The 17668-nt window shown below is 68.2% G+C and carries 19 protein-coding genes; 16 read left to right on the forward strand and 3 right to left on the reverse strand.

The annotated features are described in order from the left end of the window. Position 1: 1 nt before the first annotated feature. Positions 2-1909: a prolyl oligopeptidase family serine peptidase gene (locus tag LQ566_RS17190; protein ID WP_231093015.1), complete on the reverse strand. Its 1908-nt coding sequence runs from the start codon at positions 1907-1909 to the stop codon at positions 2-4. A 218-nt stretch (positions 1910-2127) separates the two neighbouring features. On the opposite strand from LQ566_RS17190, the gene LQ566_RS17195 reads away from it, so the two are divergent. Together LQ566_RS17195 and metE are read left to right on the forward strand one after the other, a co-directional pair. Next, a complete protein-coding gene (locus LQ566_RS17195; protein ID WP_231093016.1) occupies positions 2128-3075 on the forward strand; it encodes a methylenetetrahydrofolate reductase in 948 nt (315 codons plus the stop codon). Further along, complete coding sequence (metE, locus tag LQ566_RS17200; RefSeq protein ID WP_231093017.1) at positions 3072-5390, forward strand: 5-methyltetrahydropteroyltriglutamate--homocysteine S-methyltransferase; 2319 nt, start codon at positions 3072-3074, stop codon at positions 5388-5390. Before LQ566_RS17195 ends, metE begins: the two co-directional genes overlap by 4 nt. 62 nt (positions 5391-5452) lie before the next feature. On the opposite strand, the gene lexA is transcribed toward metE, so the two are convergent. Next, a complete protein-coding gene (gene lexA / locus LQ566_RS17205) occupies positions 5453-6190 on the reverse strand; it encodes a transcriptional repressor LexA (protein ID WP_231093018.1) in 738 nt (245 codons plus the stop codon). A 247-nt stretch (positions 6191-6437) separates the two neighbouring features. On the opposite strand from lexA, the gene LQ566_RS17210 reads away from it, so the two are divergent. The 6 genes from LQ566_RS17210 to LQ566_RS17235 all read left to right on the forward strand — a co-directional run bounded on the left by LQ566_RS17210 (position 6438) and on the right by LQ566_RS17235 (position 11042). Further along, the gene (locus LQ566_RS17210; RefSeq protein WP_231093019.1) at positions 6438-6830 is read left to right on the forward strand and encodes a LysM peptidoglycan-binding domain-containing protein; all 393 of its coding nucleotides are present in this window, start codon (positions 6438-6440) and stop codon (positions 6828-6830) included. A gap of 334 nt (positions 6831-7164) precedes the next feature. Continuing rightward, positions 7165-8244, forward strand: a complete 1080-nt coding sequence (locus LQ566_RS17215) for a histidinol-phosphate transaminase (protein ID WP_231093020.1) — start codon at positions 7165-7167, stop codon at positions 8242-8244. 1 nt (position 8245) lies between these two features. Continuing rightward, positions 8246-8860 carry an imidazoleglycerol-phosphate dehydratase HisB gene (gene hisB, locus LQ566_RS17220; protein WP_231093021.1) on the forward strand — a complete coding sequence of 205 codons (615 nt, stop codon included), beginning with the start codon at positions 8246-8248 and terminating at the stop codon, positions 8858-8860. Continuing rightward, positions 8854-9513 carry an imidazole glycerol phosphate synthase subunit HisH gene (gene hisH / locus LQ566_RS17225; protein WP_372459825.1) on the forward strand — a complete coding sequence of 220 codons (660 nt, stop codon included), beginning with the start codon at positions 8854-8856 and terminating at the stop codon, positions 9511-9513. The genes hisB and hisH overlap by 7 nt, the downstream gene beginning before the upstream one ends. Positions 9514-9544: 31 nt before the next feature. Continuing rightward, positions 9545-10291, forward strand: coding sequence for a bifunctional 1-(5-phosphoribosyl)-5-((5-phosphoribosylamino)methylideneamino)imidazole-4-carboxamide isomerase/phosphoribosylanthranilate isomerase PriA (gene priA, locus LQ566_RS17230; protein ID WP_231093023.1), 747 nt, complete (start codon positions 9545-9547; stop codon positions 10289-10291). Next, positions 10275-11042, forward strand: coding sequence for an SseB family protein (locus LQ566_RS17235; protein WP_231093024.1), 768 nt, complete (start codon positions 10275-10277; stop codon positions 11040-11042). Before priA ends, LQ566_RS17235 begins: the two co-directional genes overlap by 17 nt. Before the next feature lie 60 nt (positions 11043-11102). Here LQ566_RS17235 and LQ566_RS17240 read toward each other — a convergent pair whose 3' ends face one another. Further along, positions 11103-11504 carry a DUF1844 domain-containing protein gene (locus LQ566_RS17240; RefSeq protein ID WP_231093025.1) on the reverse strand — a complete coding sequence of 134 codons (402 nt, stop codon included), beginning with the start codon at positions 11502-11504 and terminating at the stop codon, positions 11103-11105. Positions 11505-11751: 247 nt separating this feature from the next. On the opposite strand from LQ566_RS17240, the gene infC reads away from it, so the two are divergent. The 8 genes from infC to LQ566_RS17280 all read left to right on the forward strand — a co-directional run bounded on the left by infC (position 11752) and on the right by LQ566_RS17280 (position 17632). After that, positions 11752-12372, forward strand: a complete 621-nt coding sequence (infC, locus tag LQ566_RS17245) for a translation initiation factor IF-3 (RefSeq protein ID WP_308071102.1) — start codon at positions 11752-11754, stop codon at positions 12370-12372. Between the two features lie 66 nt (positions 12373-12438). Beyond that, positions 12439-12633: a 50S ribosomal protein L35 gene (gene rpmI / locus LQ566_RS17250; protein ID WP_231093026.1), complete on the forward strand. Its 195-nt coding sequence runs from the start codon at positions 12439-12441 to the stop codon at positions 12631-12633. A gap of 33 nt (positions 12634-12666) precedes the next feature. After that, positions 12667-13053 carry a 50S ribosomal protein L20 gene (gene rplT / locus LQ566_RS17255; RefSeq protein ID WP_231093027.1) on the forward strand — a complete coding sequence of 129 codons (387 nt, stop codon included), beginning with the start codon at positions 12667-12669 and terminating at the stop codon, positions 13051-13053. Between the two features lie 109 nt (positions 13054-13162). After that, the gene (locus LQ566_RS17260) at positions 13163-13963 is read left to right on the forward strand and encodes a TrmH family RNA methyltransferase (protein WP_231093028.1); all 801 of its coding nucleotides are present in this window, start codon (positions 13163-13165) and stop codon (positions 13961-13963) included. Between the two features lie 298 nt (positions 13964-14261). Further along, positions 14262-15011: an amino acid ABC transporter ATP-binding protein gene (locus LQ566_RS17265; RefSeq protein ID WP_231093029.1), complete on the forward strand. Its 750-nt coding sequence runs from the start codon at positions 14262-14264 to the stop codon at positions 15009-15011. 39 nt (positions 15012-15050) lie between these two features. Beyond that, positions 15051-15971 (forward strand): glutamate ABC transporter substrate-binding protein, encoded by a 921-nt coding sequence (locus tag LQ566_RS17270; protein WP_231093030.1) that lies wholly within the window; start codon positions 15051-15053, stop codon positions 15969-15971. 63 nt (positions 15972-16034) lie between these two features. Beyond that, positions 16035-16691, forward strand: a complete 657-nt coding sequence (locus LQ566_RS17275) for an amino acid ABC transporter permease (protein WP_231093031.1) — start codon at positions 16035-16037, stop codon at positions 16689-16691. Continuing rightward, complete coding sequence (locus LQ566_RS17280; RefSeq protein WP_231093032.1) at positions 16688-17632, forward strand: amino acid ABC transporter permease; 945 nt, start codon at positions 16688-16690, stop codon at positions 17630-17632. The genes LQ566_RS17275 and LQ566_RS17280 overlap by 4 nt, the downstream gene beginning before the upstream one ends. Positions 17633-17668 lie beyond the last annotated feature (36 nt).

Raw genomic sequence — 17668 nt, forward strand, 5'->3', positions numbered from 1 at the left:
CTCAGTCGAAACTCAGCGGAGCGATGCCGTCGGGATCGAAGCCCCACGCGGCGGCGAGGAATGCCAGTTCACGCTCGGTGGCATCGATCACCGTTTCGCGACTGCGGAAGCCGTGGGACTCACCGGGGTAGAGGACATACGCGTGCGGGACACCGCGTTCGGCGAGAGCATCGCGGATCATCTCGGACTGGGACGGTGGCACCACCGGATCATCGGCTCCCTGCAGGATCAGCACGGGGGCGGCGATGCGATCGGCGTGTGTGAGCGGAGAGCGTTCGATGTAGACGTCCTCGTCGTCGGGGAACCGGCCGATCAGCCCGTCGAGGTAGCGGGCCTCGAAGTCGTGGGTGTCCGTGGCGAGTGTACGCAGGTCGGCGACGCCGTACCGGCTGATACCCGCCGAGAAGGTGGTGCCGCGCTCCAGCGCGCCGTACACCGTGAGGCCGCCGGCGGAGCCCCCCTTCACGGCCAGCCGTTCGGGATCGGCCGCGCCGGTCGCGGCGAACGACGAGGCCGCGTTCAATACGTCGTCGATGTCGACGATGCCCCAGGCCCCCGCGAGACGCTCACGGTAGGCTCGCCCGTAGCCGGTCGATCCGCCGTAGTTCACGTCCAGCACGCCGATTCCGCGGCTCGTGAAGTACGCGATCACCGACGACACGCCGCCGGACACGTGGGATGTCGGACCGCCGTGTGCCAGCACCACGTACGGAGGCCGCTCTCCGGCCGGCGCCGTCGCGCTGGGATGGGTCGGGGGATAGTCGAAGGCGTGGATCTCGCCGCGCTCGCCGGAGAAGCTGACCTGACGCGACACCGGCAGCCAGGAAGGGTCCCAGGGGAGCACACCGCCGGCGACCCGCTGTGGCGCCGTGTTCTCATCCACGTCGATCACCCAGAATCCGGTGGGAATGGTGGCGCTGCTCCCGGACACCAGGATCCGGGACCCGTCGACGTCCTCGATGTGGACGTCGCTGGTGAGAGGGAGGGGCACCCTCTGAACATGGTCGCCCGTGATGAGCACGAGCTCGTCCGTGCCGTTGGTGCGAACCGCGACGATGCGCCCGTCATCCAGCGCGGCGAACCACCGCGAGCCGAGCACCCAGAGCGGACCGCCGGTATCGGCATCCGCCGGTGCGACGGGGCGCGGCGCGTCGTCGTCCGGCGACGTGAGGTACAGGTTCCAGCGTCCGGTCGGGTCATCGGTGAACAGCAGCGAGCCTGCCGCTGTCCAGGCGACCTGTGTGGCGCACGTGCGCGACACGGTGCGGACATCGTGCACGCCGTCGGCACCGAGGATGCCGACGCGCGCCTCGGCGGCGTCCCAGGGCATGGACGGGTGGCTCCAGGCGATCCAGGCTAGACGGGTGCCGTCGGGGCTGATGGTGGGGCAGGCGACGAAGTCGCTGCCGGCGGCGAGCGAGGTCACTGCAGCGGGATCGTCCACCGCCGAGCCGTCGAGTGGGATGTCCACCACGTCCCGCTCCGGAACGGGGGAGGAGGTGTGCACTTCACGCACGGCGAGCAGGCGGCCGCGCTGGAGGCGCAGCCCTCCGAAGCGCGCAGCAGGGTCGATCGGCGTCAGCGGAGTCGGCTCATCGCCGCCCGCGGCGAGCCGGTACACCCGCTGATCGCTCTTCTCGACGAAGAACAGCTGACCCACCTCGTCCGCCGCCCATGCGCCGCCGCCGTACTCGTGCACGCGGGAGCCGGCGCTCCACGGTGCCGGGAGGAGGGGAGTGTCGGCACCGTCCCGGAAGACCGCCATGCGTCCGCCCTCCGACGGAATGGATTGTGCCCACCACACCTCGTTACCGACAAACGCGGCTCCGTCGTACCGGGGCGCCGCGGCGGCGACGTCAGCCGCGGTGATGATCGACGGCCAGGTTCCGTAGGGGAGGGTCTCGCTCATGACTCGACCCTACTCGGCGGTGCCGACATCGCCCGCTGGCGGGGGTGCGAAGCTGCGGCACAACAGCGTGCCGACACACGGCGTCACACCGCTGACACACGGCGTCACACCCATTTCGATGCCCCTGTGATCGTGACCTATCTTTGACCCACCGCCGCGGAGTCCAGCGACGGCGCGGAGGGGGCCCGCCATCCGTCCCCATTCACCGAGATTGACCGATGTCCTGTACCACCTCCTCCGTACCGTTCTCCTTCGAGCTGTACCCGCCGCGCTCTGAGCAGTCGCGGGAGGCCCTGCAGACCACCATCCAGGCCCTCGCGGCGGCAGGTCCCCGGTTCATCTCGGTCACCTACGGTGCGGGAGGGTCCGTCGGCGGACGGTCTCTCGAGGTCCTGAAGTACATCCGCCAGCACACCGCGGTCGAGCCGCTGGCACACCTCACCTGCGTGGGCAACACCTACACCGGCGCCGCTACGCTCATCCGTGAGTTCCTGGATGCCGACATCCGCAGCTTCCTGGCCCTGCGCGGTGACCTTCCCGCCGGGATGAGCGAGGCGGATGCGTTCGAGGGGGATCTGGAATCCGCCGCGCAGCTCGTGCAGCTGATCGATCGCGTCCAGGCGGAGCGTGCCCCCTACGTGGAGGCCGACCTGCCGGGTCTTCCGGGAGCGGCTCGCGTCGATCCGCGGGAACGGGTCGACATCGCCGTTGCCGCATTCCCCAACGGCCATCCGCGGTCCCGGTTTCCGCGCGAGCATATCGACGCATTGCTGGCCAAGCAGGCGGCCGGTGCGACGCTGGCCATCACCCAGCTCTTCTTCCACCCGGAGGACTACCTCGGATTCGTCAGCCGCGCCCGTGAGGCCGGCGTCACCATCCCGATCCTTCCCGGCATCATGCCGATCACATCCCCACAGCGGCTGCGCCGGGTGCTCGAGCTCACCGGTGAGGACATCCCGGGCGAGCTGACCGTCGGCCTCGAGATCGAGCCGACTCCCGAGGGCCAGCGCGAGCTCGGCGTCGCCTACGCCGCACAGCTCGCGCGTGCCGTGGTCGACGGCGGCGCCCCCGGGGTCCATCTCTATGCGTTCAACAATCACGACACGGTCCTCGCGGTGCTCCGCGAGGCCGGCATCCTCACCTCACATAAGGAGACTGCACGATGACCGCTTTCCCCGCCGGGACGATCCTCGGCTACCCGCGCATCGGACGCCGCCGCGAGCTCAAGCGAGCAGTGGAGGCGCACTGGGCGGGAAAGAGCAGTGCCGATGAGCTGGAGAGCACGGCCGCAGAACTGCGCGCCGCCACCCGTCGTCGCCTCGCCGACCTCGGTCTCGGTCGCACCGACTCCTCCATCCCCGAGTCCTTCTCGTACTACGACCAGGTGCTCGACCTGTCCGTGGCGCTCGGCGCGTTGCCCACGCGCTTCCAGAACCTCCGCGGCGCGGACGGCTCGTTCGGCCTCGACGCCCTGTTCACCGCGGCGCGCGGCGTGGGTGAGCACGCCCCGCTCGAGATGACCAAGTGGTTCGACACCAACTACCACTACCTCGTGCCGGAGATCGGCCCCGAGACGGCGTTCTCGCTGTCGTCCGGCCGCTTCGCCCAGCAGGTGGCCGAGGCGCGTGCGGATGGCTTCACCACCCGCCCCGTGCTGGTCGGCCCCGTCACCTTCCTCGCTCTGGCCAAGGCCTCCGACGAGGCCGGCTCGGACTACCGTCCGCTCGATCGGCTGGAGGACGTGCTTCCGGTCTACGTCGAGCTTCTCGCATCCCTGCGCGCCGCCGGTGCCGACTGGGTGCAGCTCGATGAGCCCGCGCTGGTCAGCCAGAGCCTGCCGTATGCGGACGCCGAGCTGGCGGCCGCCGCCGAGCGCGCCTACGCGGTGCTCGGTGCCGCGGCCGATCGTCCGCAGATCCTCGTCGCCGCCGGATACGCGCAGCTGTCCGCCCAGGCATGGAGCGTGCTGGCCGCCGCTCCGATCGAGGCTCTCGCGATCGATCTCACCCGCGGATCGCTGCCGGCATCGGCTTCTGGCCTGGACAGCAAGGTTCTCGTAGCCGGTGTCGTCGACGGACGCAACATCTGGCGCGGCGATCTCGCGGCCGCGTTCGACAAGCTCGAGGCCGCCCGCGGCCTCGGCGCGGCTCAGGTCTCGGTGGGAACGTCCACCTCCCTGCAGCACGTGCCGCACGACGTGGCGGATGAGGCGCAGCTGGATGAGCGACTGCGCTCCTGGCTGGCATTTGCCGACCAGAAGGTCGAGCAGGTCGTCGTCCTGGCGCGCGGTCTGGTGGATGGCCGTGAGGCGATCGCCGCCGATCTGGAGGCCGCGACCGCGGCGCTGGCGGATCGCGCCGCGGCACCGGGCGTGCGCGTCGATGCCGTACGCGCCCGCACCGCGTCCCTTGCTGCCGCTGATTTCGAGCGCGGCAACGAAGAGGAGCGCGTCGCCGAGCAGACCGCCGCACTCGGGCTTCCCGTGCTCCCCACCACGACCATCGGATCGTTCCCGCAGACCGGTGACATCCGCCGTGCTCGTGCCGCGCACGCCAAGGGCGAGATCGATGACGCCGCCTACGAGGGATTCCTGCGCGAGGAGATCTCCCGTGTGATCGATCTGCAGCACGACCTCGACATCGACGTGCTGGTGCACGGCGAGGCCGAGCGCAACGACATGGTGCAGTACTTCGCCGAGCTGCTCGATGGCTTCGCGGTCACCCAGAACGGCTGGGTGCAGTCGTACGGCTCCCGTGCCACGCGCCCGTCGATCCTCTGGGGCGACGTCTCCCGTCCGGCGCCGATGACGGTGCGCTGGGCCGAGTATGCGCAGTCGCTCAGCCAGAAGCACGTCAAGGGCATGCTCACCGGCCCGGTGACGATCCTGGCGTGGTCCTTCGTGCGCGATGACCAGCCGCTGGCCGAGACCGCGAACCAGGTGGGCCTGGCGCTGCGGGACGAGATCGCCGACCTGGAGAACGCCGGGATCCAGATCATCCAGGTGGACGAGCCCGCTCTTCGCGAGCTCCTGCCGCTGAAGGCGGACGACCAGGCGGCGTACCTCGACTGGTCGGTCGGATCGTTCCGGCTCGCGACCGCGGGCGCGCGAAACGCCACGCAGATCCACACGCACCTGTGTTACTCCGAGTTCTCCGTCGTCATCGACGCGATCACCGCGCTGGACGCCGATGTCACCTCGATCGAGGCCGCTCGCAGCCGCGGCGACGTGATCGACGACATCCGCGACTCCGGCTTCCCGCACGGCGTCGGACCCGGGGTGTGGGACATCCACTCGCCGCGTGTTCCCTCGGTGGACGAGCAGCAGGCGATCCTGCAGCGTGCGGTGGACGCGCTGCCGCACCAGCTGGTGTGGGCGAACCCGGACTGCGGTCTGAAGACGCGTGGCTATGACGAGACGGTCGAGTCGCTGCGCAACCTCGTGGCGGCCACGAAGAACGTCCGCGCCGGCATCAGCGCCTGAGCTGACAACGCCAGAGGGCCCCGGATCTCGGATCCGGGGCCCTCTGGCATTGGTGAGGAGGATCAGACGGCGCGCAGCACCGCCACGACCTTGCCCAGGACCGTGGCCTCGTCGCCGAGGATGGGCTCGAACGCCGTGTTGCGGGGGAGCAGCCAGGTGTGACCGTCACGACGACGGAAGGTCTTGACCGTCGCCTCGCCATCCAGCATCGCCGCCACGATGTCACCGTTGTCCGCGTCGTTCTGCACGCGCACCACCACCCAGTCGCCGTCGCAGATCGCGGCGTCGATCATCGACTCGCCGTTCACCTTCAGCATGAACAGCTCGCCCTTGCCCACCAGCTGTCGCGGCAGCGGGAAGATCTCCTCCACCTGCTGCTCCGCGGTGATCGGCACACCCGCTGCGATCTGCCCGACCAGCGGCACGAGCGCGGCGTCTCCGACCGGTGTCATGGCGTCAGCGGGATTCTCGGCAGCGGTGCCGGGAAGGTCGATCAGGACCTCCATCGCACGCGTCTTGCCGGGGTCGCGTCGCAGGTAGCCGCTGAGCTCGAGCTGGCCGAGCTGGTGCGTGACGCTGGAGAGGGATTTGAGGCCCACGGCGTCCCCGATCTCGCGCATGCTCGGCGGATAGCCGTTGCGTGCGATGGAGCGCTGGATGACCTCCAGAATGGCGAGCTGCTTCTCGCTCAGGCTGCGACGGCGCCGCGTTCCCGCGCGACCGGTGCTCTCCACGGGGCGATCGGAGCCTGTCGCGGGGCCGCTCTCCAGCGTGGTGTCGGGGCCGGATGCCTCGCTCATGTCCTTGCTCCTTCGGGCGAAAACGCCAATGTCGGTGGTCCGTGGTGTGCTGTGCGTATCGAAACCGTATCCGAGTTTCGAACGATCCGAGGACTTTTGTTCGAGCGTGTCGCTGATCTTGATCAGCCGGGTTTCGAAAAACGGGTTGACGGATTCGTACATCGAACATATATTCGGTACGTAGGTTCGCATCCGGCCCTCCCGGCCGAGGACCGGATGCGAACCATACCGAGAGGGAGGACAGATCATGAGCACCATCAGCGTCACCACCGGCGTCACCGCCCCGCAGGCCCCGCGTCTCACGTCGGCGTCTCCCCGGACACGTCTGCGCATCACCACCCGCGGTCGCCGCGTGCTCGCCGTCCTCGCGAGCCTTCCCCTCATTGCCGCCATCGCCGTCGCCGTGCTCAGCGGCGGGTCGGCCATCGCCTCCCACGAGGCCGGGGCCCCGGCGGGTACCTTCACCAACATCTCGGTGATGCCCGGTGACTCGCTCTGGAGCATTGCGACCACCGTTGCTCCGGAGGCGGACCCGCGCGACGTGGTCGCGGAGATCTCCCGCCTGAACAACCTGCACTCGGACACGCTGTCGGCGGGGCAGACCCTCGCCATCCCGAGCTCGTATTTCGACGCCGAGTAATCCTCCGGGCCTGCCGCACCGACTGGTGCGCGAGGTCCCCGTTCGATTCAGCCGGTCCGCGCATCTTCCCTCTCGTGCACGGACCGGCTTCGTCGTTTCCCGGGTGACTGAGCGGATCCCGTACGGCGTCGGGGTGGCCGGACGGACAGTCTGCGCGTGCGGTGGGGCACACCTCGTCCCGGTGCCGCGCGATTTTCGTCCGTCCTGCGGAGGGTCGTCATCCCGGTGCCGGATCGGTGCACGGGATGCCCCGACGGGGACGCATCGTCCGGCCGTGTCCGATCATGACGGTTCAGAATGGGCGTCGCGGTGCCGCGCGGCCTAGCATGGAGCGGTGACTGCCTCTCTCGGTGACCTTCCCCTTCGTGATGATCTGCGCGGGATGACGCCCTACGGCGCCCCGCAAGCCGCTCTGCCGGTGGCACTCAACGTCAACGAGAACACGCATCCGATTCCCGACGATGTGGCGAGTGGGATCATCGACGCGATCTCCCTCATCATCCGCGACGTCAACCGGTACCCCGACCGCGAGTTCACGGCGCTCCGTGAGGCCTTCGCGAAGTACCTGGGGCACGGCCTCGGCGCAGAGCAGATCTGGGCCGCGAACGGCTCCAACGAGGTGCTTCAGCACATCATGCAGGCCTTCGGCGGGCCCGGGCGCACGGTGTACGGTTTCGGCCCGACCTATTCGATGTACGGTCTGCTCGCCCGCGGCACCGGTGCGACGTGGGCTGTGGGGGAGCGGGGTGTGGACTACACCCTGACGGCGGAGTCGGCTGCGGCGCAGGTGCGGGCCGCAGCACCCGACATCGTGCTGCTCTGCTCGCCGAACAACCCGACCGGCACGCCCCTCACTCTGGACGTGATCGAGGCGGTCTACGAGGCGACGGACGGCATCGTCGTCGTCGACGAGGCCTACTGGGAGTTCGCCCCCCATGATCAGCCCAGCGCTCTGACGCTGCTGGAGGGACGCCCGCGCCTCGCGGTGTCGCGCACGATGAGCAAGGCGTTCGCCTTCGCCGGCGCGCGCGTCGGCTACCTCGCCGCCGATCCCGCCTTCATCGACGCGCTGCGTCTGGTGCGCCTGCCGTACCACCTCAGTGCGATCACGCAGGCGGCGGCGCTGGCCGCTCTGGAGCACGCCGACGAGATGCTCGCGATGGTCGACGAGATCGTGGTCCAGCGCGATCGCATGTTCGCCACCCTGGAGGCGCTCGGCTACGAGCCCTCGCCGTCGTGGACCAACTTCATCCTCTTCGGTGGGGTGGACGATCCCGCGGCCACCTGGCAGGCCCTCTACGACCAGGGCGTGCTCATCCGCGACGTCGGTATCCCCGGATCGCTGCGCGTCACCGCCGGCACCGAGGAGGAGACCACCGCATTCCTCGACGCCCTCGCCTCTCTGGGAGCCTGATATGACCGCTGATCTCACCCACCGCACCGCCCGTCGCTCGCGCGCCACCAGTGAGTCCACCGTCGAACTGGAGATCGACCTCGACGGCACGGGGCGCAGCACGATCGACACGACCGTGCCGTTCTTCAACCACCTGCTGACGGCGTTCGCCAAGCACTCGCTCACCGACCTCACCGTCCGGGCGCACGGCGACACCGACATCGACGCCCACCACACGGTGGAGGATGTCGCGATCGTGCTGGGTCAGGCCATCCGGGAGGCGCTCGGTGACAAGAGCGGCATCGCCCGCTACGGCGACGCCCTCGTCCCGCTCGACGAAGCACTGGCGCAGGCGGTCGTGGACATCTCCGGCCGGCCCTACCTGGTGCACACGGGCGAGCCTGACGGATACGAGTTCCACCTGATCGGGGGGCACTTCACCGGCTCGCTGGTCCGTCACGTCTTCGAGGCCATCGCGTTCAACGCCGGCCTCACCGTGCACGTCAACGTCGTCTCGGGTCGCGACCCGCACCACATCGCCGAGGCCGAGTTCAAGGCGTTCGCCCGCGCGTTCCGGCAGGCCAAGGCGCTCGACCCGCTGGTGGACGGCGTTCCCAGCACCAAGGGTGCATTGTGAGCGCCGGGACCCGCCCCGTCGTCGCGGTCCTGGACTACGGTTCGGGCAATGTCCACTCCGCCGTCAAGGCGCTCGAGGCCGCGGGGGCGGACGCCCGCCTCACGAACGACCGCGCCCTGGTGCTTGAGGCCGATGGGCTGGTCGTGCCCGGCGTCGGCGCGTTCGCCGCGGTGGCGGAGGCTCTGCGAGCCCAGCGCGCCCACGAGCTGATCGGACGTCGCCTCGCTGGGGGCCGACCTGTCCTCGGCATCTGCGTGGGCATGCAGGTGCTGTTCGAGCGCGGCATCGAGCGGGGGATCGAAGCGGACGGTCTCGATGAGTGGCCCGGGACCGTCACCGAGCTGAACGCCCCGGTCCTCCCGCACATGGGGTGGGACACCGTCGAGGCCCCGGAGGACTCGGTGCTGTTCCGCGGCATCGCGGATGAGCGCTTCTACTTCGTGCACTCCTATGCCGCCAAGGAATGGCCCCTGGAGGTCTACGGCAGCTTCCCGAAGCCCCAGCTCACCTGGGCCACCCATGGTGACCGCTTCCTCGCGGCTGTCGAGAACGGCCCCCTGTCGGCCACGCAGTTCCACCCCGAGAAGTCGGGCGACGCGGGCATCCGCCTGCTCGCGAATTGGATCGGCAGTCTTGACCGAGCTAGTCTCTGAACCTGTTGTGACCGCCGTACACGAGGAAAAAATGAACGACTTCGCGTCCACCCCCGCACTCACGCTGCTTCCCGCCGTCGACGTCGCCGATGGCAAGGCGGTGCGCCTGACCCAGGGTGAGGCCGGCTCGGAGACCAGCTACGGCGACCCCGTCGATGCCGCGCTCGCCTGGGCGGAGCAGGGTGCCGAGTGGGTGCACCTGGTGGATCTCGACGCCGCCTTCGGGCGTGGCAACAACACCGGCATCCTCCGCAAGGTGATCCGTTCTCTGCGCGGCGTCAGCATCGAACTCTCCGGCGGCATCCGCGACGACGCGTCCCTGGAAGCGGCGCTGGAGAGCGGGGCGACGCGCATCAACCTGGGTACGGCGGCGCTGGAGAACCCCGAGTGGGCCGCCGACGTCATCGCCCGCTACGGCGACGCGATCGCGGTGGGCCTGGACGTGCGGGGCACGACCCTCGCCGCTCGTGGCTGGACACAGGACGGCGGTGACCTCTGGGAGGTGCTCGACCGCCTCGAAGACGCCGGCTGCAGCCGTTATGTGGTGACCGACGTGACCAAGGACGGCACGCTGCGCGGTCCGAACCTGGAGCTGCTGCGCGAGATGACCCAGCGCACGCCCAAGCCGATCGTCGCATCCGGCGGTGTGTCGAGCCTCGACGACATTGCGGCGCTTCGTGAGCTCGTCCCGCTCGGCGTCGAGGGAGCGATCGTGGGCAAGGCGCTCTACGCGGGCGCGTTCACGCTGGCTGAGGCGCTGGATGTCGCCGGCGCGTAATCTCGGCGACTCGGCCGGTGTTCCCTGGGAGGGGCGCCGGTTCGAGGAGAACCGCAACGCGGCGGACGACGGTTCGGCTGATCCGAAGCTCGATGCCGCCCTGCGCGGCTTCCGTGACGGAACGGCGCGTCAGGAAGACGTGATCGACGCGCTGCGACAAGCGCGCGTGCTCGTTCCGCTCGTGGCGGAGAAGGGCGACGAGGGCGTCGGGCCGACGGGCCTCACCGTCGACAAGACGCAGGAGCTCTCGCTCATCACCGTGGCGGCTCCGGACGGCCGTACCGTGCTGCCCGTTTTCTCCAGCGTCGCGACGCTGAGCGCCTGGGATCCGCAGGCGCGACCGATCCCGGTCGCGGGTGTGCGGGCAGCGGTGTCTGCAGCCTCGGACGGCACCGAGCTGATCGTCATCGATCCGACCTCATCCACGGAGTTCGTGGTGCGTCGTCCGGCGGTCTGGGCCATCGCTCAGGAGCAGCCGTGGACGCCCAGTCCGCAGTCGCCCGCGGTGTTCACTGCGCTGCAGGAGTCTGTGGGGACCGAGCTGGCCGTGATCGACGCCACGGTGTCTGCCGGCGACCCCGAGGCCCGGCTGCGCGGACCCGAGCTCGTCATCACGCTGGAGCTCATGGACGGCCTGGATCAGCGCGAGCTCGATGCCGTGCTCCAGCGCCTCGCACAGCGGTGGGCCGCCGACGATCGGATGGCCACCCTCGCAGACTCGCTCTCCGTCCGCCTCCGCCGCGCCTCCTGACGCCGGCTCCTCACGCGAGAGACCCCAGCACGACGTGCTGGGGTCTCTCGCGTCGAGGGGTCAGTTCACGGGCCCGGTGTACTTCTCGCCGGGGCCCTGGCCGATGGGGTCCGGGATGGCGGAGGCCTCACGGAAGGCCAGCTGCACGGAGCGCAGGCCGTCGCGCAGCGAGCGGGCGTGCATGTCGCTGATGTCAGGGGCCGCTGCGGTCACCAGCCCCGCCAGGGCGTTGATGAGCTTGCGGGCCTCATCGAGGTCCTTCTGGTGCTCCGGATCGTCGGCGAGGCCGGTCTTCACCGCGGCGGCGCTGAGCAGGTGCACGGCCGTGGTGGTGATGACCTCGACGGCGGGGACGTCGGCGATGTCGCGGCTCGCGGATGCGGCGGCAGCCTCCTCCGCCTCCCAGCGGGCCTGGCGCTCAGCGCCGTCATCGCGGACCGGATCGACGGGAATCGTGTTCACGTGTCACTCTCTGATAGACTTGTGCGGGCTTCGGGGCTCTTGCCCTGAACGAAAGTGGATTCATTCCCACCCGCGCTTGCCGTTCCAGGCTACCGGGTCTTGCGCTCCGCCTCTGTTTCGCAGGGGTTGCCAGGGCGCACGAAGCCGGCGTGCACAACGCCTGTGGGTGGAGATGGCATCACTTCGCCCGCGATTCGAACCCTCGTGTCGTGGTGGCTCACAGAAACCATAGGCAGAGGAGTTCCGCATCAGCGATCCCCGCACCAACGAGCGCATCCGCGTTCCGGAGGTCCGACTCGTCGGCCCCGGTGGCGAGCAGATTGGCGTTGTCGCCATTCAGGTTGCGCTGCGCCTGGCACAGGAGGCCGACCTCGACCTGGTCGAGGTGGCTCCCAACTCGAAGCCTCCCGTCGTCAAGATCATGGACTACGGGAAGTTCAAGTACGAAGCCGCTCAGAAGGCCAAGGAAGCACGTCGTAACCAGGCCAACACGGTCCTCAAGGAAGTCCGCTTCCGTCTGAAGATCGATGCTCACGACTACGAGACCAAGCGCAAGCGCGCCGAGGGCTTCCTGAAGGCAGGCGACAAGGTCAAGGCGATGATCCTCTTCCGCGGACGCGAGCAGTCGCGCCCCGATCAGGGTGTGCGCCTGCTCCGCAAGTTCGCGGAGGACGTCGCAGAGTTCGGAACCGTCGAGTCCAACCCGACCATCGATGGCCGCAACATGGTGATGGTGATCGCCCCGCATCGCAACAAGTCCGATGCCAAGGCGGAGCAGAACGCCCAGCGCGCAGCGACCAAGCAGGCCGCCCGCGACGCGAAGACGGCTGACAAGAGCGCGAGCGCCTCCGCGCCCGAAGCCGAGTAAGTCCCAGACCCCGCCCCCGTGGCGATGCAACCACGCCCGCGCGGGCGTAACCAGTAAGGAAGAAAGATGCCGAAGCAGAAGACCCACTCGGGCAGCAAGAAGCGCTTCAAGGTCACCGGTAGCGGCAAGATCATGAAGCAGCAGGCGGGTATGCGCCACAAGCTCGAGGTCAAGTCCAGCAGCCGCAAGGGTCGCCTGAACCAGGACCAGGTCCTCGCCAAGGCTGACGTCAAGGCCGTCAAGAAGCTTCTCGGCCGCTGAAACGCGCCCGGTACTAGTTAGGAAAATACAGACATGGCACGTGTCAAGCGGGCGGTAAACGCCCACAAGAAGCGTCGCGTTATTCTCGAGCGCGCATCCGGTTACCGCGGTCAGCGTTCGCGCCTCTACCGCAAGGCCAAGGAGCAGGTCACCCACTCGCTGGTCTACGCGTACCGTGACCGTCGCAAGCGCAAGGGCGACTTCCGCCGCCTGTGGATCCAGCGCATCAACGCTGCGGCCCGCGCCAACGGCATGACCTACAACCGCTTCATCCAGGGCCTCGGCCTCGCGGGCGTGCAGGTTGACCGTCGCATGCTGGCCGAGCTGGCCGTCAACGAGCCGGCGACCTTCGCCTCGCTCGTCGCGACCGCCAAGGCTGCGCTGCCGGCCGACGTGAACGCGCCGAAGTCGGCTGCGTAAGCTCACGCACCACACGGGGCGTCCTCCTGCGGGAGGACGCCCCGTTTCGTTTCCGGTCACGACGTCCGCTGTTTCGCGTCACAGCGGGGCCACTGCCTAGACTGGATGCGTGCTCGAGAACCCCCGCTCGCCCCGCGTTCGCGCAGTCGCGAAGCTGACCAAGCGCAGCGCCCGCACCGAGACCGGCCTGTACCTGCTGGAGGGGCCGCAGGCCGTTCGCGAGGTTCTCGCGTACGCTCCGGAGACGATCGAGGATCTGTACGCGACTCCTGCTGCCTGGGACAAGCACGCGGATCTCCGCACGAGCGCTGAACGCGCCGGGATCACGGTGACGTACGCGCGAGATTCCGTGCTGGAGGCGATGGCCGACACCGTGACGCCACAGGGCGTGGTCGCCGTCGCCCGTCAGCGTCACGTCTCGCTGCGCGACGTATTCGCCTCTGGTCCCCGCCTCATCGCCGTCTGTGAGCAGGTGCGCGATCCCGGAAACCTCGGGACCATCATCCGCGCGGCCGATGCGGCAGGCGCGGACGCCGTCGTGCTCACGGGGCGGACAGTGGATCCGTACAACCCGAAGGTCGTGCGCTCCACCACCGGATCCCTCTTCCACCTCCCGGTCGCTTTCAATGCTGATCTCACCGAGGTCGTGTCGCTTGCGCATGAGGGCGGGCTCACCGTGATCGCGGCCGACGTGAAGGGCGACGATCTGCTCGCCGCCCGCGAGGAGGGCCTCCTGGCCCGGCCCACGGCCTGGTTGTTCGGCAACGAGGCGCGAGGGCTCGACGACGAAGCTCTGGCGATGGCCGACACCGCGCTACGGCTACCGATCTTCGGCCGGGCAGAGTCGCTGAACCTCGCCACGGCGGCCAGCGTGTGCCTCTACGAGAGCGCGTTTGCCCACAGGTCCTGACCCCAACGACACGCCGCCGGTGGATGAATGTGGGGGTGCTTTATGAGAACTCTCTCATTTTGAGAGCGCCCGGTGTTCTCCGAGCGTGAGGCGCGCCACCCGCTCTCGACCGGCCTGATTGCCTGATTCGCCGGGCGAGATTTGCCATAGCACTCATCCGTGCGACTCGGTCGCGCGGCGACCGTGGGACCGCGGCGAGCAATTCGCTTACCGCGGGGCGAGTTGGATGAGAAACCTCTCACATAACGCCTCGGTAAACAGCCCCCGCAACGTGCGTCGTGCTGACAAGGTGGACTCCATGCCACAGACAGGTGAACCGCTCGTCGTCGTGAAGGACGTGCAGAAGCACTACGGCGACTTCCATGCGCTCAAGGACATCGACCTCACGGTCAACAGGGGAGAGGTGGTCGTGATCATCGGCCCCTCCGGCTCGGGGAAGTCGACGCTGTGCCGCACGATCAACCGCCTGGAGACGATCACCAGCGGAACGATCACGATCGACGGCCAGCCGTTGCCCGCGGAGGGGAAGGCGCTCGCAAAGCTGCGAGCCGACGTGGGAATGGTCTTCCAGTCGTTCAACCTCTTCGCGCACAAGACGATCCTGGAAAACGTCACGCTCGGTCCCATCCAGGTGAAGGGTGTGAGCAAGGCCAACGCCGAGAAGGAGGCCCACGAGCTGCTGCGTCGCGTGGGCGTCGACCAGCAGTCCTCGAAGCTGCCGGCACAGCTGTCCGGTGGACAGCAGCAGCGCGTGGCGATCGCCCGCGCACTCGCCATGCAACCGAAGGTGATGCTCTTCGATGAGCCCACCAGCGCGCTGGACCCGGAGATGATCAACGAGGTCCTCGATGTGATGATCGAGCTCGCCGCGAGCGGCATGACCATGATCGTCGTCACGCACGAGATGGGCTTTGCCCGCAAGGCCGCCGACCGCGTCGTCTTCATGGCGGATGGCCGGATCCTGGAGCAGGCCACCCCGGAGGAGTTCTTCACGAACCCGCAGACGGACCGCGCGAAGGACTTCCTCTCGAAGCTCCTCACTCACTGACCCCCGTCCCCCGAACACGTACCGAACAAGGAGGAACACATGTCCAAGGCACGTATTCTCGCGGCGCTCGGCGGTATCGCCATCGCCGCCATCGCTCTGACGGGCTGCAACAGCGGCTCTCCGACGGGCTCCACCGGCGCCGGCACCGGCTCGACGGAGGGGGCGGGCGACGGCGCCTCGTCCACCCCGTGGACCGTCGCCACCGACGTGAAGCTCGAAGGCTCGCCAACGTTCGACAAGATCACGAAGGCCGACAAGATCGTCATCGGCGTTAAGGAGGACCAGCCCGGTCTCGGCTACAAGGATGCGGCCACGGGTGATCGCACGGGCTTCGACGTCGACATCGCGCGCTGGATCGCAGCGTCGCTCGGCTTCGACGAGGACAAGATCGAGTTCAAGGCGATCCCGTCCGCCAACCGTGAGCAGTCGCTGGTCAATGGCGACATCGACTACTACGTCGGCACCTACTCCATCACCGACAAGCGCAAGGAGCAGATCGACTTCGCCGGTCCGTACTTCATCACCGGTCAGGGCCTGCTGGTGCGCAAGGACGACGACACCATCAAGAGCGAGAAGGACCTCGACGGCAAGAAGGTGTGCTCGGCGACCGGGTCCACCCCGCTGCAGAACATCGAGGCGAACTTCCCCGGTGCCACGGCCGTCGGCCTCGACCTCTACTCCGCATGCGTCGATCAGCTGATCGACAAGACGGTCGACGTCGTCACCACCGACCAGGCCATCCTGCTCGGCTATGCCGCGCAGGACCCGGACGAGCTGAAGGTCGTCGGCGAGCCGTTCACCACGGAGAAGTACGGCGTGGGTCTGCCCAAGGGCGACACCGCACTGAAGGACTTCGTCAACACGATGTTCACCGACGGACACGACGTCTGGCAGAAGATCTACGACAACAACCTCGGTGCCACCGGCCTCACGGTCGAGCAGCCCAAGGTCGAGGAGTAATCCACCTGTGCCGCGGCCGTCGTCCCTCGGGCGACGGCCGCGGCATATTCGAAAGGAGTGGCAGTGGATGCCATCTTCGGCAACGCCGACCTGTGGGGCGAGGCGATCGGGAACACCGTGATCCTGTTCCTCGTCGGCGGGGTTATCGCCCTCGTGCTCGGCTTCATCGTCGGCGCGATGCGCGTCTCGCCGGTTCCCGTCGCGCGCGCGGTCGGAACCGTGTACGTCAACATCATCCGTAACACCCCGCTCACGCTGGTGTTCTTCTTCTTCGTGTTCGGATATCCCAAGCTCGACCTTCCGCCGCTTTCGCCGCTGGTGCTCGGCATCGCAGCCATCAGCATCTACACGGCGACGTATGTGGCGGAGGTGCTGCGCGCCGGTATCAATACCGTGCCGGTGGGGCAGGCCGAAGCAGCCCGGGCGATCGGCCTTCCGTTCGGCAAGGTCATGTCGCTCATCGTGCTGCCGCAGGCGTTCCGCTCGGTGATGCCGCCCATGATGAGCGTGTTCATCGCCCTGCTGAAGAACACCACGATCGCGGCCGGCTTCGGCATCAAGGATCTCGCCGCGCTGCGCGCGACCGTCGCCGACTCCGCTGATCGCCCCGGAACCATGCTGGAGATCCTGCTGCTGGTGGCCGTGGTGTTCGTGGTCCTGGTGCTGGTGCTCAGCTGGATTCAGAACCGCATGGAGAAGAAGTGGAAGGTGGCACGATGAGCACGTCCGTCCTCTACGACGTCCCCGGACCCCGCGCGATCCTGCGCAACCGGATCCTCGGTGTCGTCACCGTGGTGCTGGTCGCTGCGATCCTCGGGTTCATCATCTATCGCTTCGCGGACAGTGGCCAGTTCAATGCCTCGAAGTGGAACATCTTCACGTACACCACGGTATGGACCGGCATGCTCTCCGCGCTCTGGGCGACGGTCAGCGCGTTCCTCGTGGCGGCGGTGGGCAGCCTGATCCTCGGGTTCGTGCTCGCCATCGGCCGGCTGAGCGATCACGCATGGGTCCGCCTGCCGGTGACGTGGATTACTGAGGCCTTCCGCGCCATCCCGGTGCTCGTGATGATGATGCTGTTCTTCTACGGCATCAACTCGATCCCGGGCATTCCGTTCAAGATGACCCCGTACATCGCGGTGGTCCTCGGGCTGGTGCTGTACAACGGCTCCGTGCTCGCGGAGGCGCTGCGTGCCGGCATCGAGGCGCTCCCGCGCGGGCAGAAGGAGGCCGGTTACGCGATCGGGCTCCGCAAGTCGGGCGTGATGACGCTGATCCTGCTCCCGCAGGCCGTGCGCAACATGCTGCCGGTGATCATCGCGCAGCTCGTGGTGACCCTCAAGGACACCGCGCTCGGCTTCATCATCACGTATCCGGAACTGCTGTACTACGCGAAGTTCCTCTCCTCGCAGCCGGGACGTCCCCTGCTGCAGGCCGGACTCGTGGTCGCGGTGATCTACATCTCCATGTGCCTGATCCTCTCCGGCATCGCCAAGTGGGTGGAGACACGGATGGTTCGTCGTCAGCGAGCACTGGCGTCCGACGCCGAGGGCACCGGCGGGAACCCGGCGCTCCAGCATGAGGTGACCACCACGGAGGTCATCGGCCTGCAGTCGCTGTCGGGCACCTACGACCAGGGGAACACCCCGCCTCGGGTGTGAACCCGTGCCCACGACGGACGGCCCCGGGCGATGCCC

The sequence above is a fragment of the Microbacterium nymphoidis genome (assembly GCF_021044885.1).
Taxonomy (GTDB): domain Bacteria; phylum Actinomycetota; class Actinomycetes; order Actinomycetales; family Microbacteriaceae; genus Microbacterium; species Microbacterium nymphoidis.

Coding starts and splice junctions, on each gene's coding strand:
- LQ566_RS17190 (WP_231093015.1), bottom strand. CDS start 1,909: ATGAGCGAGACCCTCCCCTACGGAACCTGGCCGTCGATCATCACCGCG.
- LQ566_RS17195 (WP_231093016.1), top strand. CDS start 2,128: ATGTCCTGTACCACCTCCTCCGTACCGTTCTCCTTCGAGCTGTACCCG.
- metE (WP_231093017.1), top strand. CDS start 3,072: ATGACCGCTTTCCCCGCCGGGACGATCCTCGGCTACCCGCGCATCGGA.
- lexA (WP_231093018.1), bottom strand. CDS start 6,190: ATGAGCGAGGCATCCGGCCCCGACACCACGCTGGAGAGCGGCCCCGCG.
- LQ566_RS17210 (WP_231093019.1), top strand. CDS start 6,438: ATGAGCACCATCAGCGTCACCACCGGCGTCACCGCCCCGCAGGCCCCG.
- hisB (WP_231093021.1), top strand. CDS start 8,246: ATGACCGCTGATCTCACCCACCGCACCGCCCGTCGCTCGCGCGCCACC.
- priA (WP_231093023.1), top strand. CDS start 9,545: ATGAACGACTTCGCGTCCACCCCCGCACTCACGCTGCTTCCCGCCGTC.
- LQ566_RS17235 (WP_231093024.1), top strand. CDS start 10,275: ATGTCGCCGGCGCGTAATCTCGGCGACTCGGCCGGTGTTCCCTGGGAG.
- rpmI (WP_231093026.1), top strand. CDS start 12,439: ATGCCGAAGCAGAAGACCCACTCGGGCAGCAAGAAGCGCTTCAAGGTC.
- rplT (WP_231093027.1), top strand. CDS start 12,667: ATGGCACGTGTCAAGCGGGCGGTAAACGCCCACAAGAAGCGTCGCGTT.
- LQ566_RS17265 (WP_231093029.1), top strand. CDS start 14,262: ATGCCACAGACAGGTGAACCGCTCGTCGTCGTGAAGGACGTGCAGAAG.
- LQ566_RS17270 (WP_231093030.1), top strand. CDS start 15,051: ATGTCCAAGGCACGTATTCTCGCGGCGCTCGGCGGTATCGCCATCGCC.
- LQ566_RS17280 (WP_231093032.1), top strand. CDS start 16,688: ATGAGCACGTCCGTCCTCTACGACGTCCCCGGACCCCGCGCGATCCTG.